Source organism: Microbacterium sp. EB106-03-03-XG65 (genome assembly GCF_058791955.1).
Genome location: NZ_JBYTEB010000001.1, coordinates 1,926,193 through 1,942,363, shown reverse-complemented (window position 1 = coordinate 1,942,363; position 16,171 = coordinate 1,926,193). Strand labels below are relative to the sequence as shown.

Sequence of the window (16,171 nt, the reverse complement as noted above, 5' to 3'; positions counted from 1 at the left end):
GGTCAGCCTGAGCGCTGCGTGACGGCGCGTTCATGGCCGCAGCGCCGTCGTCGCACGGTCTCGGAGCGTGAGGTCGCGATGCGTCGCCGCGGCCCGCCATCCGTCACGCGTGAGGATGCTGCGTATCTCCTCCCCCTGCAGCTCCCCGTGCTCGATCACGAGAAGACCGCCCGGCCGCAGCAGCTCGAGCGCGCGCACGCTGAGCACGCGGACGATGTCGAGCCCGTCCTCACCCCCGTAGAGAGCCATGGCCGGATCGAAGAGACGCACCTCGGGATCGCGCGGGATCGCCGCGTCCGGGACGTAGGGCGGATTGGAGATCACGACAGACACGGTGCCGTCGAGCTCACGGAAGGCCTGCCGGAGGTCGTGGTTCACGAGCGTCAGATTCGCCACACCCTCGGTGTTGCGGCGAGCCCATGCGTACGCATCCGGTGAGAGCTCGGTCGCATACACGCGCGAGTGCGGGACCTCGGTCGCCATCGCGAGCGCGATCGCTCCGCTCCCGGTGCCGAGATCGACGGCGATCGGCTCGGCCTCCGGAGCAGTGACGAGCGCGTCGATCGCGAACTGCACGACCGTCTCGGTCTCGGGTCGCGGCACGAAGACGCCGGGACCGACGGCGAGTTCGAGATGCCGGAACGGTGCCGTACCGGTGATGTGCTGCAGCGGCTCTCTGGCCGCGCGGCGCTCCACCAGCGCCTCCAGCGCCGCGCGCTCGGACTCGTCGACCACGTCTCCTCGGATGATGGCCGCCTGCACCTCACCCCGCCTGGCACCTCTCACATGACCCATCAGCAGCTCCGCGTCGACGAGCGGATCGGGAACCCCCGCCTCGGCCAGGCGCTGGGCCGCGGCGTGGACGAGGGAGGCGAGGGAGGTCTCAGGCATTGCTCCAGCGTAGAGCCGGAAGGCCGTCACAATGCCCGACCCCCGGGGTCGCTCACCTAGGCTGGACCCGCAGTCCCCCACCACAGGAAGGCCTTCTCATGTCCGGCATCCACCCCGACATCACCACCGCGTTCGGCAACACTCCCCTGGTCCGTCTGAACCGCGTCACCGAGGGCCTGGGTGCCACGGTGCTCGCCAAGCTGGAGTTCTACAACCCGGCGTCGAGCGTCAAGGACCGGCTTGGCATCGCGATCGTCGATGCGGCGGAGGCCTCGGGCGAGCTGAAGCCCGGTGGCACGATCGTGGAGGCGACGAGCGGCAACACCGGCATCGCGCTGGCGATGGTGGGCGCAGCACGCGGCTACAAGGTGATCCTCACGATGCCCGCGTCGATGTCGAAGGAGCGGCGCATGCTCCTCAAGGCGTTCGGCGCCGAGCTCGTGCTCACCGACCCCACGAAGGGCATGACGCACGCGGTCGCCGAGGCGGAGGCCATCGCCGCCCAGACGCCGGGAGCCGTACTGGCGAAGCAGTTCGCCAACGAGGCGAACCCCGCGATCCACCGTCGCACCACGGCCGAGGAGATCCTCCGTGACACGGAAGGCTCCGTCGACTACCTCGTCGCCGGCATCGGCACCGGCGGAACCATCACCGGAGTGGGCCAGGTCCTCAAGGAACGCGTCCCCGGCGTGCAGATCGTCGCCGTCGAGCCCAAGGACTCGCCCATCCTCACCGAAGGACACCCCGGACCCCACAAGATCCAGGGCATCGGACCGAACTTCGTGCCCCCGATCCTCGACCGCGACGTCCTCGACGAGGTCATCGACGTCACGTTCGACGATGCCATCCGCGTCGCACGGGAGACGGCGAGCAGAGAGGGCATCCTCGTCGGCATGTCGAGCGGTGCGGCGATCTGGGCAGCTCTCGAGGTCGCGCGGCGCCCGGAGGCCGCGGGCAAGACGATCGTCGTGATCATCCCCTCGTTCGGCGAGCGCTACCTGTCGACCGCGCTGTACGAGCACCTGCGCGAAGCCTGATCCCTCTGATGGGCATGATCGGCCGAATGCGCGAGGACATCGCGGCGGCACGACTCCGTGATCCCGCCGCGCGCAGCGCCGCGGAGGTGGCGCTGCTCTACCCGGGACTGCACGCGGTCTGGGTGCATCGGCTCTCGCATGCGCTGTGGCGACGACGGCTGCGGCTGCTCGCGCGCACGACGTCGCAGGTCGCACGCTGGCTGACCGGGATCGAGATTCACCCCGGCGCGCAGATCGGGCGTCGCTTCTTCATCGATCACGGCATGGGCGTCGTGATCGGCGAGACCGCCGAGATCGGCGACGACGTCATGCTCTACCACGGAGTGACACTGGGCGGTCGCACCCGCGACGCCGGCAAGCGGCATCCGACTCTGGGCGACGGTGTCGCGGTGGGGGCCGGAGCGAAGGTCCTCGGTCCCATCGTCATCGGCGCGGGAGCGGTGATCGGAGCGAACGCCGTCGTGACCCGAGATGCGCCGGCCGACAGCATTCTGGTCGGGATTCCCGCGAAACCGCGGATGCGCAGCGCTCACGACGATACGCGCGCGCTGCTCACCGCACCGGACTACTCCATCTGATCAGCGGGACCGTCGCTTCTCGGTGCGCTTCTTGAGGAAGAGCAGCGGGAGAAGCACGCTGCCGACCGCCGTGACGAGCCACACGATGACGGATCCGAGCAGCCATCCGGTGAGGTCGACGATCCGCAGACCGCCGATCGGGAGCAGCACGACCACCACGAGGGCGATCAACGTCGAGAAGATGCCGATGCCGCCCATGAGCACCGGCGCGTAGCGGTCTGCGATCTTGCTGACCCACGGAGCGAGGATGCTCTGCAACAGCGCGAAGATCAGGATGCAGACCACGAAGCCCCACCACTCGTCCCACTGGATCTGGAACCCCTCGAGCAGCAGGTCGGCGGCGATGAGACCGAGGCCGGCGGACACGACGTACATGAGCGAGCGGAACAGGAGCGTGATCACGCGCTGAGCATATCGCTCCCCTGCGAGGCGGCGGGGCACCGGACGCCACCGGTGCCCCGCGGGCGTCTCATTGCGCCACGAAGAACGGGATCGCGCCCGAGAGGATCCCGATTCCGAGCATCACCAGCGACACGATCGTGGCGCGCCAGAGCACCTTGCGGTGATGATCGCCGAGGTTGACGCTCGCGAGTGAGACGAGCAGCAGGATCGCCGGCACCAACGGGCTCTGCAGATGCACCGGCTGGCCGATGATCGACGCGCGGGCCATCTCGACGGGGTCGATCCCGTACGCCGCCGCGCTCTGTGCGAGCACAGGCAGGATGCCGAAGTAGAACGCGTCGTTCGACATGAAGAACGTGAACGGAATCGACAGCAGCCCGGTGATGGGTGCGAGGAACGGACCGAGAGCCGGAGGAAGCACGTCGGTGATCCACGTCGCCATCGCGTCGACCATCCCCGTGCCCGTCAGCACGCCGACCAGCACGCCGGCGGCGATGACCATCGACACCACGCCCACGATGCTGGGTGCGTGCGCCACGATCTCTGACGCCTGGTCCTTGATGCCTCGGAAATTGACCAGCAGGGCAACGGCCGCTCCGACCATGAAGACGTAGGGAAGCGGCATGATGTCGATCACCAGCAGCACCATGACGGCGACCGTGAGCGCCAGGTTGAACCAGATCAGCCGGGGACGCAGGGTCGGCCGCGCAGGGTCGAGCATGGTGTCGGCCATGGCGGTGTCGGCGAGGTCGACACTCGCTGCCGCGACGGGGCCGCGGCCCCCTGCGACCACGACGATGTTGCCGGTGCGCAGTGCCGCTCGCGCGCCCGGTGTCGCGTCCGACCCGCGGAACAGCTTCGGCACGGTCGAGAGCGCGCCGCCCTCGGACCCGGTGAGGAGCCCGGCGGAATCGATGCGCCCCAGTCGGCGGCGCTCTCCGAGTCCGAGCAGCCACGCGAACCCGAGGGTCACGACGATGCCCGCACCGAGTGCAGGGAGCATCGGCACGAAGATGTCCGTCGGCTGGAGTCCGAGCGCCGTCGCAGCCCGCACCGTCGGCCCGCCCCAGGGGACGATGTTCAGCGTGCCGTTCATGAGTCCCGCGACGCACGTGAGGACGACAGGGCTCATGCCGAGCCGCAGATAGATGGGGAGCATGGCCGATGTCGTGATGATGAACGTGGTCGAGCCGTCGCCGTCGAGCGAGACGGCGCCCGCGAGGATCGCCGTGCCGAGTACGACCTTGGCGGGATCATCGCCCAGCACCCGCGTGATCATGCGGATGAGCGGATCGAAGAGTCCGACGTCGATCATGATGCCGAAGAACATGATCGCGAACATCAGCAGCGCCGCAGTGGGAGCCATCGTCGCGATCGAGTCCAGGATCATGTCGCCCAGACCGAGGCCGGCCCCCGCGAACAGACCGAACACGGTGGGGACGAGGATCAGGGCGACCATCGGCGTGAGCCTCTTGGTCATGATGAGCGTCATGAACGCGAGGACCATGGTGAACCCGAGGAGCACCAGGAGCCACTCCGGCGGCACGAACGCCACGTCATACGTGGGTGCCTCTTCGGCGGCCGTGAACAGGCCGGTGAGTACGTCGGGCATACGGTGACTCCTTCGTCGTCGCTCCGTCGACTGCGACGGATCCTGACGAGACTAGGCAAAGCGGCGCGAACGAGCGCGGTATCACGCATTCCCGGGCCTTATGCGCGTAGCGTCGGTTCTGCGCATATTGCGCAGACGCACCGCCCGGTGCGTGGAGGGGCACGGTGCCGACCATGACGAGGATCAGACCACGGTTCGCCACGCGCGCCCTGCTGCTGCACCTCGCGACCGTCGTCCTGGTCGTCACGCTGTGCACGGGCGTGTACCTCATGCTCACCGTGCAGCAGCTGCGCGCCGAAGCCGAATCCACGGCCCTCGGCATCGCCAGGACTCTGGCGGAGGATCCCGACGTCCGGGCGCAGGTCACGGAGATCTCCTCCGCTGCGGAGCGTCCGGATGCCGACGCACTGAGCTCCGGCGACCTGCAGAGGATCGCGCTGAGTGTCGCCGAGCGCACCGGCGCCCTGTTCGTCGTGATCACGGATGACGAGGGCATCAGGCTCGCACACCCGATCGCGGCCCGCCTCGGCGAGGTGGTCAGCACGCCGTTCGAAGAGGTCCTCGAGGGGAACGAGGTCGTCGACTGGCAGACCGGCACGCTCGGCGAATCCGCCCGCGCGAAGGTGCCCGTTCTCGACCAGACCGGAACGCCTGTCGGAGAGGTCAGCGTGGGCTTCGAGCGGACAGGCGTCTTCGACGACCTCCCGCCGCTGCTGGCAGCCATAGGCCTCACCGCCGCGGGAGCACTCACGCTCGCCACTCTCACCTTCCTCCTGCTCAGACGGCGCTGGGAGCACCTCACGCTCGGCGTGCAGCCGGAGGAGCTCGCGGCGCTCGTGCAGAACCAGACAGCGGTTCTGAACGGCGTCGACGACGGCGTCCTCGCCGTCGACTCCGCGGGCGTCGTGCGCGTGAGCAATGACGCGGCCGATCGGATGCTCGGTCTCGACGCACCGACCGGCCGCCGTGTCACCGATCTCGGGCTGCCCCCGGCCGTGCTCGCCGTCGCGGCGGGCGGCAGCGCGCGATCCAGCGCGGTGGTCGGCGAACGCGTGCTGTACCTCGACTCGAGGTCCGTCGAGCGCGATGGCCGACCGCTGGGCGACGTGCTGATCGTGCGCGACCGCACCGATCTCGTGGCGCTCACCGAGCGGCTCGAGACGGTGCGCACCATGACCGCGGCGCTGCGTGTGCAGAGGCACGAGTTCGCCAATCGCATGCACGTGGCAGCGGGTCTTCTCGATGCGGCCCGGGTCGCGGAGGCGAGAGCCTTTCTCGGCGAGCTCGTGGAGCGGGGGTCGGTCGACTTCCCGGTGACAGGACTGGACCTCTTGGGCGATCCGTTCCTGCACTCCTTCCTCGGCGCCAAGGGTATCGAGGCGGGCGAGCGTGGAGTCGCACTGCGCATCGCCGAGGAGAGCCAGGTGATCGGCAGCGTGACGGAGCCCGAGGACGTCGCGGCGGTGCTCGGGAACCTCATAGACAACGCCGTGACGGCAGCCGTCGCAGGTGAGCGGGTGCCGCGCTGGGTCGAAGTGGCCGTGTTCGGGGATGGCGACGCGCTGGTGCTGACGGTCTCGGACTCGGGCGCGGGTCTGGGCGATCGCGATCCGATGTCACCGAGCCCAGCGGGCGCGGACCTCACGGACGACGTCCACGGTCACGGTCTCGGCATCCCGCTGTCGAGAGAGATCGCGCGCCGACGTGGCGGAGACCTATGGATCATCGACCGCGGCGGCATCGACCACGGCGCGGTCTTCGCCGCTCGCCTGGGCGGCGCCGTCGCCGACATCACCCCGACTCCGGAGGAGCGACCATGACCGACGCGATTCGCGTACTTATCCTCGACGACGACTTCCGCGTCGGACAGCTGCACAGGGACATCATCGACGAGCAGCCGGGGTTCACCGCGCTCGATCCCGTGCGTTCGATCGCGGAGGCACGGGAGGGGCTGCGCTCTTCCGCCCCCGATCTGCTCGTGGCAGACGTGTTCCTGCCGGACGGCGACGGCATAGCCCTGGCCAGAGAGGCGATCATCGACGTCATCCTGATCTCCGCGGCGGACGACGCACCCACGGTACGCCGGGCGCTGCGGTCAGGCGCCGTCGGCTACCTGCGGAAGCCGTTCGATCGCCGATCGCTGACCGGTCTGCTCGAGCGGTATGCCCGGTACCGCAATCTGCTCGCGGGTGACCGTCCCCTCCGTCAGGAGGACGTGGACCGCGCCCTGGCGATCCTGCACGGATCCGGAGAACCGCTGTCGGTCTCGCGCTCGGCGACAGAGCAGCTGGTGCTCTCGGCGCTGGGCGATGAGGAGGCGTCGGCCGCTGAGATCGGCGAGAGCGTCGGCATCTCGCGCGCGACGGCGCAGCGACACCTCGCGGCACTCGCAGCCAGGAACATCGTCGAGGTGCGTCTGCGCTACGGTGCCACCGGACGTCCGGAGCACCGCTACGCGGCCCGCGGCTGAACATCGCCCATCGCGCCGGTCGTGACCGGTGCCGTGCGCACGCCGCGTGGGTTCAGGAGTCCGAGCCGACCGCGGCGAGGCGAGCCTCTTCATCGGCCTGGATCGCGCTGTCGATGATGGGCTCGAGGGCCCCGTCCATCACCTGATCGAGGTTGTACGCCTTGAACCCCGTGCGATGGTCGGCGATGCGGTTCTCGGGGAAGTTGTACGTACGGATGCGCTCCGAGCGGTCCATCCCCCGGATCTGCGACTTGCGCGCATCGGATGCCGCAGCATCCAGCTCCTCCTGCTGCTTTGCGAGCAGGCGGGCGCGAAGCACACGCATCGCCGCCTCGCGGTTCTGCAGCTGAGACTTCTCGTTCTGCATGGACACGACGATTCCGGTGGGCACATGGGTGATGCGCACCGCGGAGTCCGTGGTGTTCACCGACTGTCCGCCGGGACCGGACGAGCGGAAGACGTCGATCTTGAGATCGTTCTGGTTGATCGCGATCTCGTCGGGCTCATCGACCTCGGGGAACACCAGCACACCGGTGGTCGAGGTGTGGATGCGCCCCTGCGACTCCGTGGCGGGCACGCGCTGAACACGGTGCACGCCTCCCTCGTACTTGAGGTGCGCCCAGACGCCCTGAGCCGGGTCGGTGGAGGAACCCTTGATCGCGACCTGGACGTCTTTGTAGCCGCCGAGATCCGACTCGTTGCGCTCGAGCAGCTCGGTCTTCCATCCCTTGGACGCCGCGTACTGGATGTACATGCGCAGCAGATCGGCGGCGAACAGCGCGGATTCTGCCCCGCCCTCCCCCGCTTTGATCTCCATGATGACATCGCGAGCATCGTCGGGGTCCCGCGGGATGAGCAGCCTGCGCAGTCTCTCTTGCGCCGCCTGCACCCCGTCTTCGAGACCGGGAACTTCCGCGGCGAACGCCTCATCCTCTCGCGCCAGCTCCCGCGCGGCCTCGAGATCGTCGACGGACGCCGACCACGCCTCGTAGGCGGCGACGATCCGCGAGAGCTCGGCATAGCGCCGATTCACGCGCTTCGCCCGAGCGGCATCGGCGTGCACCGCCGGGTCGGAGAGTTCCTCCTGGACCCGGCGGTGCTCGTCGATCAGAGTCTGGACGGACTCGAACACACCGACTCCGCTCAGCGGATGTTGCTGTCGTGTCCGTGACCGCCGGCAGGCAGCGTCGGGATCGACTTCTGCATCTGCACGAGGAACTCCACGTTCGAGTGGGTCTCCTTGAGCTTGCCGAGAACGACCTCGAGCGCCTGCTGCTGGTCGAGGCCCGCGAGGGCACGACGCAGCTTCCAGGTGATCTTGACCTCGTCGGCCGAGAGCAGCATCTCTTCACGGCGAGTGCTCGACGCGTTGACGTCGACGGCCGGGAAGATGCGCTTGTCGGCGAGCTGACGCGACAGACGCAGCTCGCTGTTGCCGGTGCCCTTGAACTCCTCGAAGATGACCTCGTCCATCTTGGAGCCGGTCTCGACGAGAGCCGTCGCGAGGATCGTGAGGGACCCGCCGTTCTCGATGTTGCGCGCCGCGCCGAAGAAGCGCTTGGGCGGGTACAGCGCCGAGGCGTCGACACCACCCGAGAGCACACGACCCGATGCCGGAGCCGCGAGGTTGTAGGCACGCCCGAGCCGGGTGATGGAGTCGAGCAGCACGACGACGTCGCGACCCAGCTCGACGAGACGCTTGGCGCGCTCGATGGCCAGCTCGGCGACCGTGGTGTGGTCTTCTGCCGGACGGTCGAAGGTCGAGGCGATGACCTCGCCCTTCACCGTGCGCTCCATGTCGGTGACCTCTTCGGGGCGCTCGTCGACGAGCACGACCATCAGGTGGACCTCGGGGTTGTTCTGCGCGATCGCGTTGGCGACCTGCTGCAGCACGATCGTCTTGCCGGCCTTGGGCGGCGCGACGATCAGGCCGCGCTGGCCCTTGCCGATCGGGGCGACGAGGTCGATGATGCGCTGGGTAAGCTTCTCCGGTGCCGTCTCGAGACGCAGGCGCTCCTGCGGGTAGAGCGGGGTGAGCTTGCCGAACTCGACGCGGGTCGCGGCGTCGTCGATCGACAGACCGTTGATCGAGTCGACCTTCACCAGCGCGTTGTACTTCTGACGTCCCTGCTGCTCGCCCTCACGGGGCTGCTTGATCGAGCCGACGATCGCGTCGCCCTTGCGCAGGTTGTACTTCTTGACCTGCCCGAGCGAGACGTAGACGTCGCTGGGGCCTGCGAGATATCCGGTCGTGCGGACGAACGCGTAGTTGTCGAGCACGTCGAGGATGCCCGCGATCGGGATCAGGACGTCGTCCTCGCCGATCTCGGTGTCGAACTCGTCGGTCGGAGCCGCGCCGCGACGCTTGTTGCGCTGGCGGTTGCGACCGTTGCCCGCGGACTGGTCGTCGTCGGAAGGAGCGCTCGGCTGCTGTTCGGGCTGTGCCTGAGCATTGCCGTTCTGACCGCGACCGCGGTTGCGGCTGCGGTTGCGGTTGCGACCGCGGCCGCCCTGATCGTCGCCGTCGGCGGAGTCGCCGGAAGCGTCGGAGCCGCGGGGGGATCCCTGCGCGTCATCCGAAGAGCCCCCAAGGGCGGGCTTCTCGGCTGCGGGCTTGTCGGCCACCTGCTTGCCGGAAGCGGACTTGTCGGCACCGGAGTTGTCGGCGCCGGAGTTGTCGGCACCGGGCTCGCCGGCGTTCGACGCCTCGGACTCGACGGCAGGCTTCTTGGCCGTGCGGCGGCCGCGGCTCGGCTTCTTCGGCTCGTCCGACGACTCGGCGCCCTCGCCAGCGGTCGATGCGGCCGGAGCAGTGACTGCATCAGCGGTGTTCGCCGCCGGTGCGGCCTCAGCCGATGCGGCCGGAGCCTCGGCATCGGCCTTCTTGGCCCGGCTGCGACGCGGGGCCTTGGCCTTCGGCGCGTCTGCGGATTCTGCGACGGGTGCGTCGCTCGCCGGCTTCTCCGACACGGCAGAAGCGGACTCGGCCTCAGTCGACGCCTTCTCTGCCTTGGCTGCGGCGGTGGCGGTGGTCGCCCGGCGCGGAGCGCGCTTGCGCGGCGGTGCCTTCTCGGTCACCGCGACACCGGATGCGGAGTCGGAGCTCACGGACTTCGCCGGAGCATCGGCGGCGGGCGCCGCCTGGTCGTTCTGGGTCTCGGAGAAATTCTCCACGAGTACTCCCTCTTTGGTCTCGAAGACATGAGCGGTACGCGCACAACGGGTGCTGCGCGCGGTCGCACGGGCTGGCACTCGGTGCCAGCAAGCCTTGTCACCGGGCCGGCGAAGAGAACTGAGCTCTCAGCAGGATCGGTGCATCAGGGGTTCACGTGCGGGTCTTGCAGATTTGCAATGGGGCCAGATTCACGCAGTTACGTGGAGCCCTCCGCTCGGTTCCCCACTGTACCACCACGCACGTCGACTGCGAGCAGCAGGGCTTCCCACGGGGTGTCGGTGGTGGATTCGGCGAGCTCGACGGCGTCCTGTCGGCTGCCGGGTCCGTCAGCGAGCACCAGCACGCTGGGCCCCGCCCCCGAGACGACCGCAGCGAATCCTGCACTGCGGAGAGCCTGCACCAGACGTCGAGTCTCGGGCATGGCCTCTGCGCGATAGTCCTGGTGGAGCCGGTCGGCCGTCGCGTCGAGCAGCAGCTCCGGGCTCTGCATGAGAGCCGCGATCAGCAGCGCGGATCGGGAGACGTTGAAGACCGCGTCCTCGGTCGAGACGTGGGGCGGCTGCAGCGAGCGAGCCTTCGAGGTCGACATCGTGTACGAGGGCACGAGCACGAGCGGCGATACGCCCCGATGCACGAGGAGCTTCTTGTGCTGAGGTCCGCGCTCCCCCACCCAGGCGATCGTGAGGCCGCCGAACAGCGCCGGCGCGACGTTGTCGGGATGCCCCTCGATCTCGGTGGCGAGTCGCAGCATGTCCTCGTCGCTGATCTCGACGTCGCCCTCGAGCAGGCCCTTGGCCGCGAGGATTCCCGCGGTCACGGCAGCTCCCGACGATCCGAGTCCACGCCCGTGGGGCACGCCGTTCTCCGCGACGATCCGCAGACCCGGGACAGGGCGGTCCACGTCGGCGTAGACGTGCGCGATCGTGCGCACGATGAGGTTCGTCTCGTCTCGCGGGATCTCGCTCGCGCCGGAGCCGGTCACGTCGATCTCGAGCATCCCCGCGGGGAGCTCGGTGACGAGCAGCGTGTCGTAGATGCTGAGGGCGAGACCGAGCGTGTCGAACCCGGGACCGAGGTTCGCGCTCGTCGCCGGCACGGTCACCTCGACCGTGCGCCCCTGTGCCACCGTCACTCGCCTTCCACGCGCAGCACGGAGACCACACGCTCGACGACGGAGCTGTCGGCCAGAGCCGCGACGGTCGCGCTCAGCGCCTGATCGGTCGCACGGTGGGTGCCGATGACCAGGCGCGCCGTGGTCTCGTCTGCGCCCTCGACAGTCTGCACGACGGTCGCGACGGACACGCCGCCGTCGCTGAGGAGACCGGCGACGGTCGCGAGCACACCGGGAGAGTCGGAGACCTCGAGGGTGATCTGATAGCGAGTGGTGACGTGCCCGATCGGGACGACGGGCAGGTTGGCCCGCGTGGACTCGCCGACGCCCACTCCCCCCGCGATGTGCCGGCGTGCGGCGGACACCACGTCGCCGAGGACAGCCGAGGCCGTCTGCACGCCGCCGGCGCCCGCGCCGTAGAACATGAGCGATCCCGCAGCCTCGGCCTCGACGAACACCGCGTTGTTGGCGCCGTGCACGGTTGCGAGGGGGTGCGAGTTCGGGATGAGCGCCGGGTACACGCGCACCGAGATGGACTCGCTCCCGTTCGCCTCGATGCGCTCGCAGACCGCGAGGAGCTTGATGACGAAGCCCGCCGAACGAGCCTCCTCGATCATCGACGCGCTGACCGAGGTGATCCCCTCGCGGTACACCGCGTCGAGCGGGACCGCGGTGTGGAAGGCCAGGCTCGCGAGGATCGCTGCCTTCTGCGCCGCGTCGAAGCCCTCGACGTCGGCCGTGGGGTCGGCTTCGGCATATCCCAGTCGCTGCGCGTCGGCGAGGACGTCGCCGAAATCGGCGCCCTCGGTCTCCATGCGGTCGAGGATGTAGTTGGTGGTGCCGTTGACGATGCCCATGATGCGCACGACCCGGTCCCCGGCGAGTGAATCGCGCAGCGGACGGATGATGGGGATCGCTCCCGCCGCGGCGGCTTCGTAGTACACGGATGCACCGACACGATCCGCTGCCTCGAAGAGCTCGGGGCCGTGAGTGGCGAGCAGCGCCTTGTTCGCCGTGACGACGTCGGCACCGGAGCCGATCGCCTGCAGGATGCTGGTGCGCGCCGGCTCGATGCCGCCGATGAGCTCGATGACGATGTCGGAGCCGAGGATCAGCGACTCTGCGTCGGTCGTGAACAGCTCCTTCGGCAGATCGGTGTCGCGAGGGGCGTCGAGGTCGCGCACCGCGATGCCTGCCAGCTCGAGCGCGGCGCCCGCGCGGTCCGCGAGCTCGTCGCCGTGGCGCAGCAGGAGGGCTGCGACCTGGGAGCCGACCGCTCCGGCGCCCAGCAGCGCCACGCGAAGTCGTCGGTACTCAGTCGTCATTGCTTCTCCTTCGGAGGGTGGTTCGGGTGATGCGTCGTCGGATCGCGGATTCGCGGGTCCGGATCAGTGGCTTCGGTGCTCGGTCACGGCCGGCGAGATGCCAGCATCCCGGGACAGCACGTCGGCGATGGTCTCGCCCCGCACGATGACCGTGGATCGTCCGTCGCGCACCGCCACAATCGGCGGGCGAGGCACGTGGTTGTAGTTGCTCGCGAGAGACGCGCAGTACGCGCCCGTGGCGGGGACGGCGAGCAGGTCGCCGGGTGCCACGTCATCGGGGAGGTACTCGTGATCGACCACGATGTCGCCCGACTCGCAGTGCTTGCCGACCACGCGACTCAGCTGCGGGGCCCCGACTCCGAGGCGTGATGCGAGCCTGGCCGAGAACTGCGCGCCGTAGAGGGCCGGACGCGCATTGTCGCTCATTCCGCCGTCGACGCTGATGTATCGGCGTCCTGCTCCGGAGCCGAGCTCGACGTCCTTGACGGTGCCGACCTCGTAGATCGTCACTCCGGCGGTGCCGACGATCGCGCGTCCCGGCTCGAACGAGAGCGCGGGCATGGCGATCCCTCTCGCGGCGCATCCCTCTGCCACGGCCTCGACGATCTCACCCGCGAGAGTCTCGATGGGGGTGGGATCGTCGACGCTCGTATAGGCGATGCCGAATCCGCCGCCGAGGTTGAGCTGCGGCACCGGGCCTCCCTCGAGCAGCGCCGCGTGGAGTTCGAGCACCCGCTCGGCGGACTCGCGGAATCCGGCGACGCCGAAGATCTGCGAACCGATGTGGCAGTGCAGCCCGACGAAGTCGAGACCGGGGATCTCGCGGATGCGCGCCACGGCCGCCTCGGCGTCGGCGAGCGGGAATCCGAACTTCTGGTCTTCGTGGGCGGTGGCGAGAAAATCGTGCGTCTCGGCGTGCACTCCGCTGATCACTCGCACGAGCACACGCTGGGTGGCGCCGACTCGCGCCGTGATCGCGGCGAGACGCTCGATCTCGATCGCGCTGTCGACGATGATCGTGCCGACACCGACCTCGACCGCCCGGGTGAGTTCGCTCACCGATTTGTTGTTGCCGTGGAATCCGAGCGACGATGCGGCCACGCCCGCGGCGAGGGCGACCTCGAGCTCGCCACCCGTGCACACGTCGACGCGCAGCCCCTCATCGACGACCCAGCGGGCGACGACCGCGCTGAGGAACGCCTTCCCCGCGTAGTACACCTGTGCCGTGGTGCCCTGGTCTGCGGCGGCGGCATCGAACGCGGTGCGGAAGGCTCGCGCGCGGGACCGCAGCTCGTCTTCATCGAGCACCAGCAGCGGAGTCCCGTACGTCTGCGCCAGGGCCGTGGCGGGGATGCCTGCGAGCATGAGCGCCCCGGCGTCGCTGCGCCCGGCGGACGCCGGCCACACCGCGGCGGGGAGATCATTCACGTCGTCGGGGACGACGAGCCAGTCCGGGGCGAGCGAATCGACAGGGGAAAGCAAGGAACACCAATCGTGGGACGGTCTCGGCGCGAGGGCGCAGCGTGAGGTTGACCCCGATTCTAGGGCACCCGGTATGCCGCGCCTGTCATGGTGACCGTCTGCGTCAACCCCCTGTGGGTGATCCCCGGCGCCTCGTAGTGTGGAGGGTGATGAGCACAGATACCCCGCCCCAGAAAGCCGATTCCCCCGGCCTGATCGCACGGACGAGCAAGAAGGCGATCCGCTGGGCGCTGGAGCGTCGGGCCGTGCGCGCTGTGCTTCTCTACAGCGAGCGACGAGGCCCCATGCTCGCCGACAGCGTCACGTATCGGGCACTGTTCAGCGTCTTCGCCGGCGTGCTGCTCGGGTTCTCGATCGCGGCGCTCTGGCTGGCGGGCAACCCGCAGGCCTGGCGCGCGATCATCGATGCCGTGCAGTCCGTGGTGCCGGGCCTGATCGGCGAAGGCGGTGTGATCGACCCCGATGACCTGCGTGTGCCGCTGTCTCTCTCGATCGCCGGTCTCGTCTCGGCAGTCGCCCTCACGGGTTCCGCTCTCAGCGCGGTGGGTTCGCTGCGCACCGCGGTGCGAGTGATCTCGGGCACGGCTCAGGACGACATCCTCTTCATCTGGGTGATGCTCCGCAATCTTCTGCTCGCCGTGGGCGTCGCGGTGCTGTTCGTCGCGTCAGCCGCCGTGACCTTCGCAGGGCGCCTCGGCATCACGTGGATCACCGGGCTCGTCGGGCTCGACGCGGACTCGGCGGTGGCCACCTGGAGCGTCAGGATCGTCTCGCTGCTCGTGGTTCTGGCACTCAACACGGTTCTCATCGCGGGCGTCTTCCGACTGCTCTCCGGCATCGCGGCATCTGCCCGGTCGCTGTGGACCGGAGCCCTGATCGGCGGTGTGGGCCTTCTCGTGCTGCAGGAGCTCTCGAGTCTCTTCGTCGGAGGCGCCACGAGCAATCCGCTGCTGGCCTCGTTCGGCTCCTTGCTCGCCCTGCTCATCTGGCTCAACCTCTCGACCCAGGTGATGCTCGTCGCGTGCGCCTACATCGTCACTTCGGAAGAGGAACGCCACGACCGCGTGCACGCCCGGTACGGCGCGACGACCTTCGAGCAGCGGCGCGTGCAGCGGGCCGAGGCTGAAGTCGCCCTGGCCACCGCGACTCTGAGGTCGGCTCAGCAGGCGGAGCGCGAAGCGCGCGGAGTCGACGCACCCAGCGACTGACGGCTCAGCTCTGCGGGCAGACTCCGGGCTCCTGAAGGCTCTTCTCAGTGGCGATCGCTCCGTCGACGTCGACGTCGATCACGGCTGCGCTCCCGTCGATCTCGAGGCCCGTGAGCGTGAGGCCCGCGGGAAGCTGATCCGCGATGCACACACGCTGGGTCTGGGTCAGATTCGCCCCGAGCGCGCCGAGAGAGGGTCCGACCTGCTCGGCGTCGATCTCGAGGCCTCCGACCGTGAGTCCCACCGGGGTGAGTTCGAGGTCGCCGTCCGCGACACCGGGCTGCACGGTGAGAGAGATCGGGATCGCGACGCCCAACACGCTGACGGAGCCGGAGACCGTGGCGTTCGGTGCCTCGAAGGCGACGGTGTCGACGGGGAGGTCGGTGTCGGCGAGCAGGGTGGTGAACTGCGATTCATCGACGCGGATCGTGCCCGCAGCGCCCGCGAGGTCTCCCCCGCTGAGCGGCACACCCTGGGCGGTGACATCGACGGCCCCGGTGATCCCCTCGAGGGTGACCGAGTCGGTCGAGAGGTGCAGAGTGTCGAGCCGCCCCGCGATGAGCTGCGGCAGCAGGATGCCGTCGGCCTGCACATCGAGCTGCTGGTCGCTGGGCAGATCCAGCTGTTCGATCACGATCGATCGCACGACGCCCGGGAGCACTGCTCTCGCGATGAACTCCGCAGCGATCACCAGCGCAACCAGCACCACGAGCACGATCGCGAGCACCCAGGGCCAGCGCCGACGCCGCCGCGTCGCGGGCTCGACCGCATCTGCTCCTCCGCCGCTGCCGGGGACCACGAGCGTCGGGTGCTCGGAATCGGCGGAGGGATACGGAAGCGTGGGGTTGTCGTCGCTCATGGTGCCATCCTGCCCTACGCC

General features: G+C 69.0%; 14 protein-coding genes. 5 read left to right on the top strand and 9 right to left on the bottom strand.

The window, feature by feature from the left end:
- Positions 1-30 precede the first annotated feature (30 nt).
- On the bottom strand, positions 31-891 hold the full coding sequence (gene prmC / locus AC3WS6_RS09090) for a peptide chain release factor N(5)-glutamine methyltransferase (protein WP_492500712.1): 861 nt from the start codon (positions 889-891) through the stop codon (positions 31-33).
- 98 nt (positions 892-989) lie between these two features.
- Here prmC and cysK point away from each other — a divergent pair, with 98 nt between their 5' ends.
- Positions 990-1,928, top strand: coding sequence for a cysteine synthase A (cysK, locus tag AC3WS6_RS09085; RefSeq protein WP_492500711.1), 939 nt, complete (start codon positions 990-992; stop codon positions 1,926-1,928).
- An 8-nt stretch (positions 1,929-1,936) separates the two neighbouring features.
- A complete protein-coding gene (gene epsC, locus AC3WS6_RS09080; protein ID WP_492500710.1) occupies positions 1,937-2,506 on the top strand; it encodes a serine O-acetyltransferase EpsC in 570 nt (189 codons plus the stop codon).
- Here the strand turns inward: epsC and AC3WS6_RS09075 are convergent, their stop codons facing one another.
- Positions 2,507-2,908: a hypothetical protein gene (locus tag AC3WS6_RS09075; protein ID WP_492500709.1), complete on the bottom strand. Its 402-nt coding sequence runs from the start codon at positions 2,906-2,908 to the stop codon at positions 2,507-2,509.
- A 67-nt stretch (positions 2,909-2,975) separates the two neighbouring features.
- Positions 2,976-4,520 carry a CitMHS family transporter gene (locus AC3WS6_RS09070; protein ID WP_492500708.1) on the bottom strand — a complete coding sequence of 515 codons (1,545 nt, stop codon included), beginning with the start codon at positions 4,518-4,520 and terminating at the stop codon, positions 2,976-2,978.
- Between the two features lie 173 nt (positions 4,521-4,693).
- On the opposite strand from AC3WS6_RS09070, the gene AC3WS6_RS09065 reads away from it, so the two are divergent.
- A complete protein-coding gene (locus AC3WS6_RS09065) occupies positions 4,694-6,340 on the top strand; it encodes a sensor histidine kinase (RefSeq protein ID WP_492500707.1) in 1,647 nt (548 codons plus the stop codon).
- Positions 6,337-6,990 carry a response regulator gene (locus tag AC3WS6_RS09060; protein WP_492500706.1) on the top strand — a complete coding sequence of 218 codons (654 nt, stop codon included), beginning with the start codon at positions 6,337-6,339 and terminating at the stop codon, positions 6,988-6,990. The genes AC3WS6_RS09065 and AC3WS6_RS09060 overlap by 4 nt, the downstream gene beginning before the upstream one ends.
- A gap of 52 nt (positions 6,991-7,042) precedes the next feature.
- On the opposite strand, the gene prfA is transcribed toward AC3WS6_RS09060, so the two are convergent.
- The 5 genes from prfA to lysA all read right to left on the bottom strand — a co-directional run bounded on the left by prfA (position 7,043) and on the right by lysA (position 14,083).
- Complete coding sequence (gene prfA / locus AC3WS6_RS09055) at positions 7,043-8,122, bottom strand: peptide chain release factor 1 (protein ID WP_492500705.1); 1,080 nt, start codon at positions 8,120-8,122, stop codon at positions 7,043-7,045.
- An 11-nt stretch (positions 8,123-8,133) separates the two neighbouring features.
- A complete protein-coding gene (gene rho / locus AC3WS6_RS09050; protein ID WP_492500704.1) occupies positions 8,134-10,164 on the bottom strand; it encodes a transcription termination factor Rho in 2,031 nt (676 codons plus the stop codon).
- 197 nt (positions 10,165-10,361) lie between these two features.
- Complete coding sequence (gene thrB, locus AC3WS6_RS09045; RefSeq protein WP_492500703.1) at positions 10,362-11,297, bottom strand: homoserine kinase; 936 nt, start codon at positions 11,295-11,297, stop codon at positions 10,362-10,364.
- Positions 11,294-12,601: a homoserine dehydrogenase gene (locus AC3WS6_RS09040; protein WP_492500702.1), complete on the bottom strand. Its 1,308-nt coding sequence runs from the start codon at positions 12,599-12,601 to the stop codon at positions 11,294-11,296. The genes thrB and AC3WS6_RS09040 overlap by 4 nt, the downstream gene beginning before the upstream one ends.
- A 63-nt stretch (positions 12,602-12,664) precedes the next feature.
- A complete protein-coding gene (gene lysA / locus AC3WS6_RS09035) occupies positions 12,665-14,083 on the bottom strand; it encodes a diaminopimelate decarboxylase (RefSeq protein WP_492500701.1) in 1,419 nt (472 codons plus the stop codon).
- Positions 14,084-14,232: 149 nt separating this feature from the next.
- Between lysA and AC3WS6_RS09030 the strand changes: the two genes are divergently transcribed.
- A complete protein-coding gene (locus tag AC3WS6_RS09030; RefSeq protein WP_492500699.1) occupies positions 14,233-15,291 on the top strand; it encodes a YihY/virulence factor BrkB family protein in 1,059 nt (352 codons plus the stop codon).
- A 4-nt stretch (positions 15,292-15,295) separates the two neighbouring features.
- On the opposite strand, the gene AC3WS6_RS09025 is transcribed toward AC3WS6_RS09030, so the two are convergent.
- Positions 15,296-16,150 carry an LmeA family phospholipid-binding protein gene (locus tag AC3WS6_RS09025; RefSeq protein ID WP_492500698.1) on the bottom strand — a complete coding sequence of 285 codons (855 nt, stop codon included), beginning with the start codon at positions 16,148-16,150 and terminating at the stop codon, positions 15,296-15,298.
- Between the last annotated feature and the right edge of the window lie 21 nt (positions 16,151-16,171).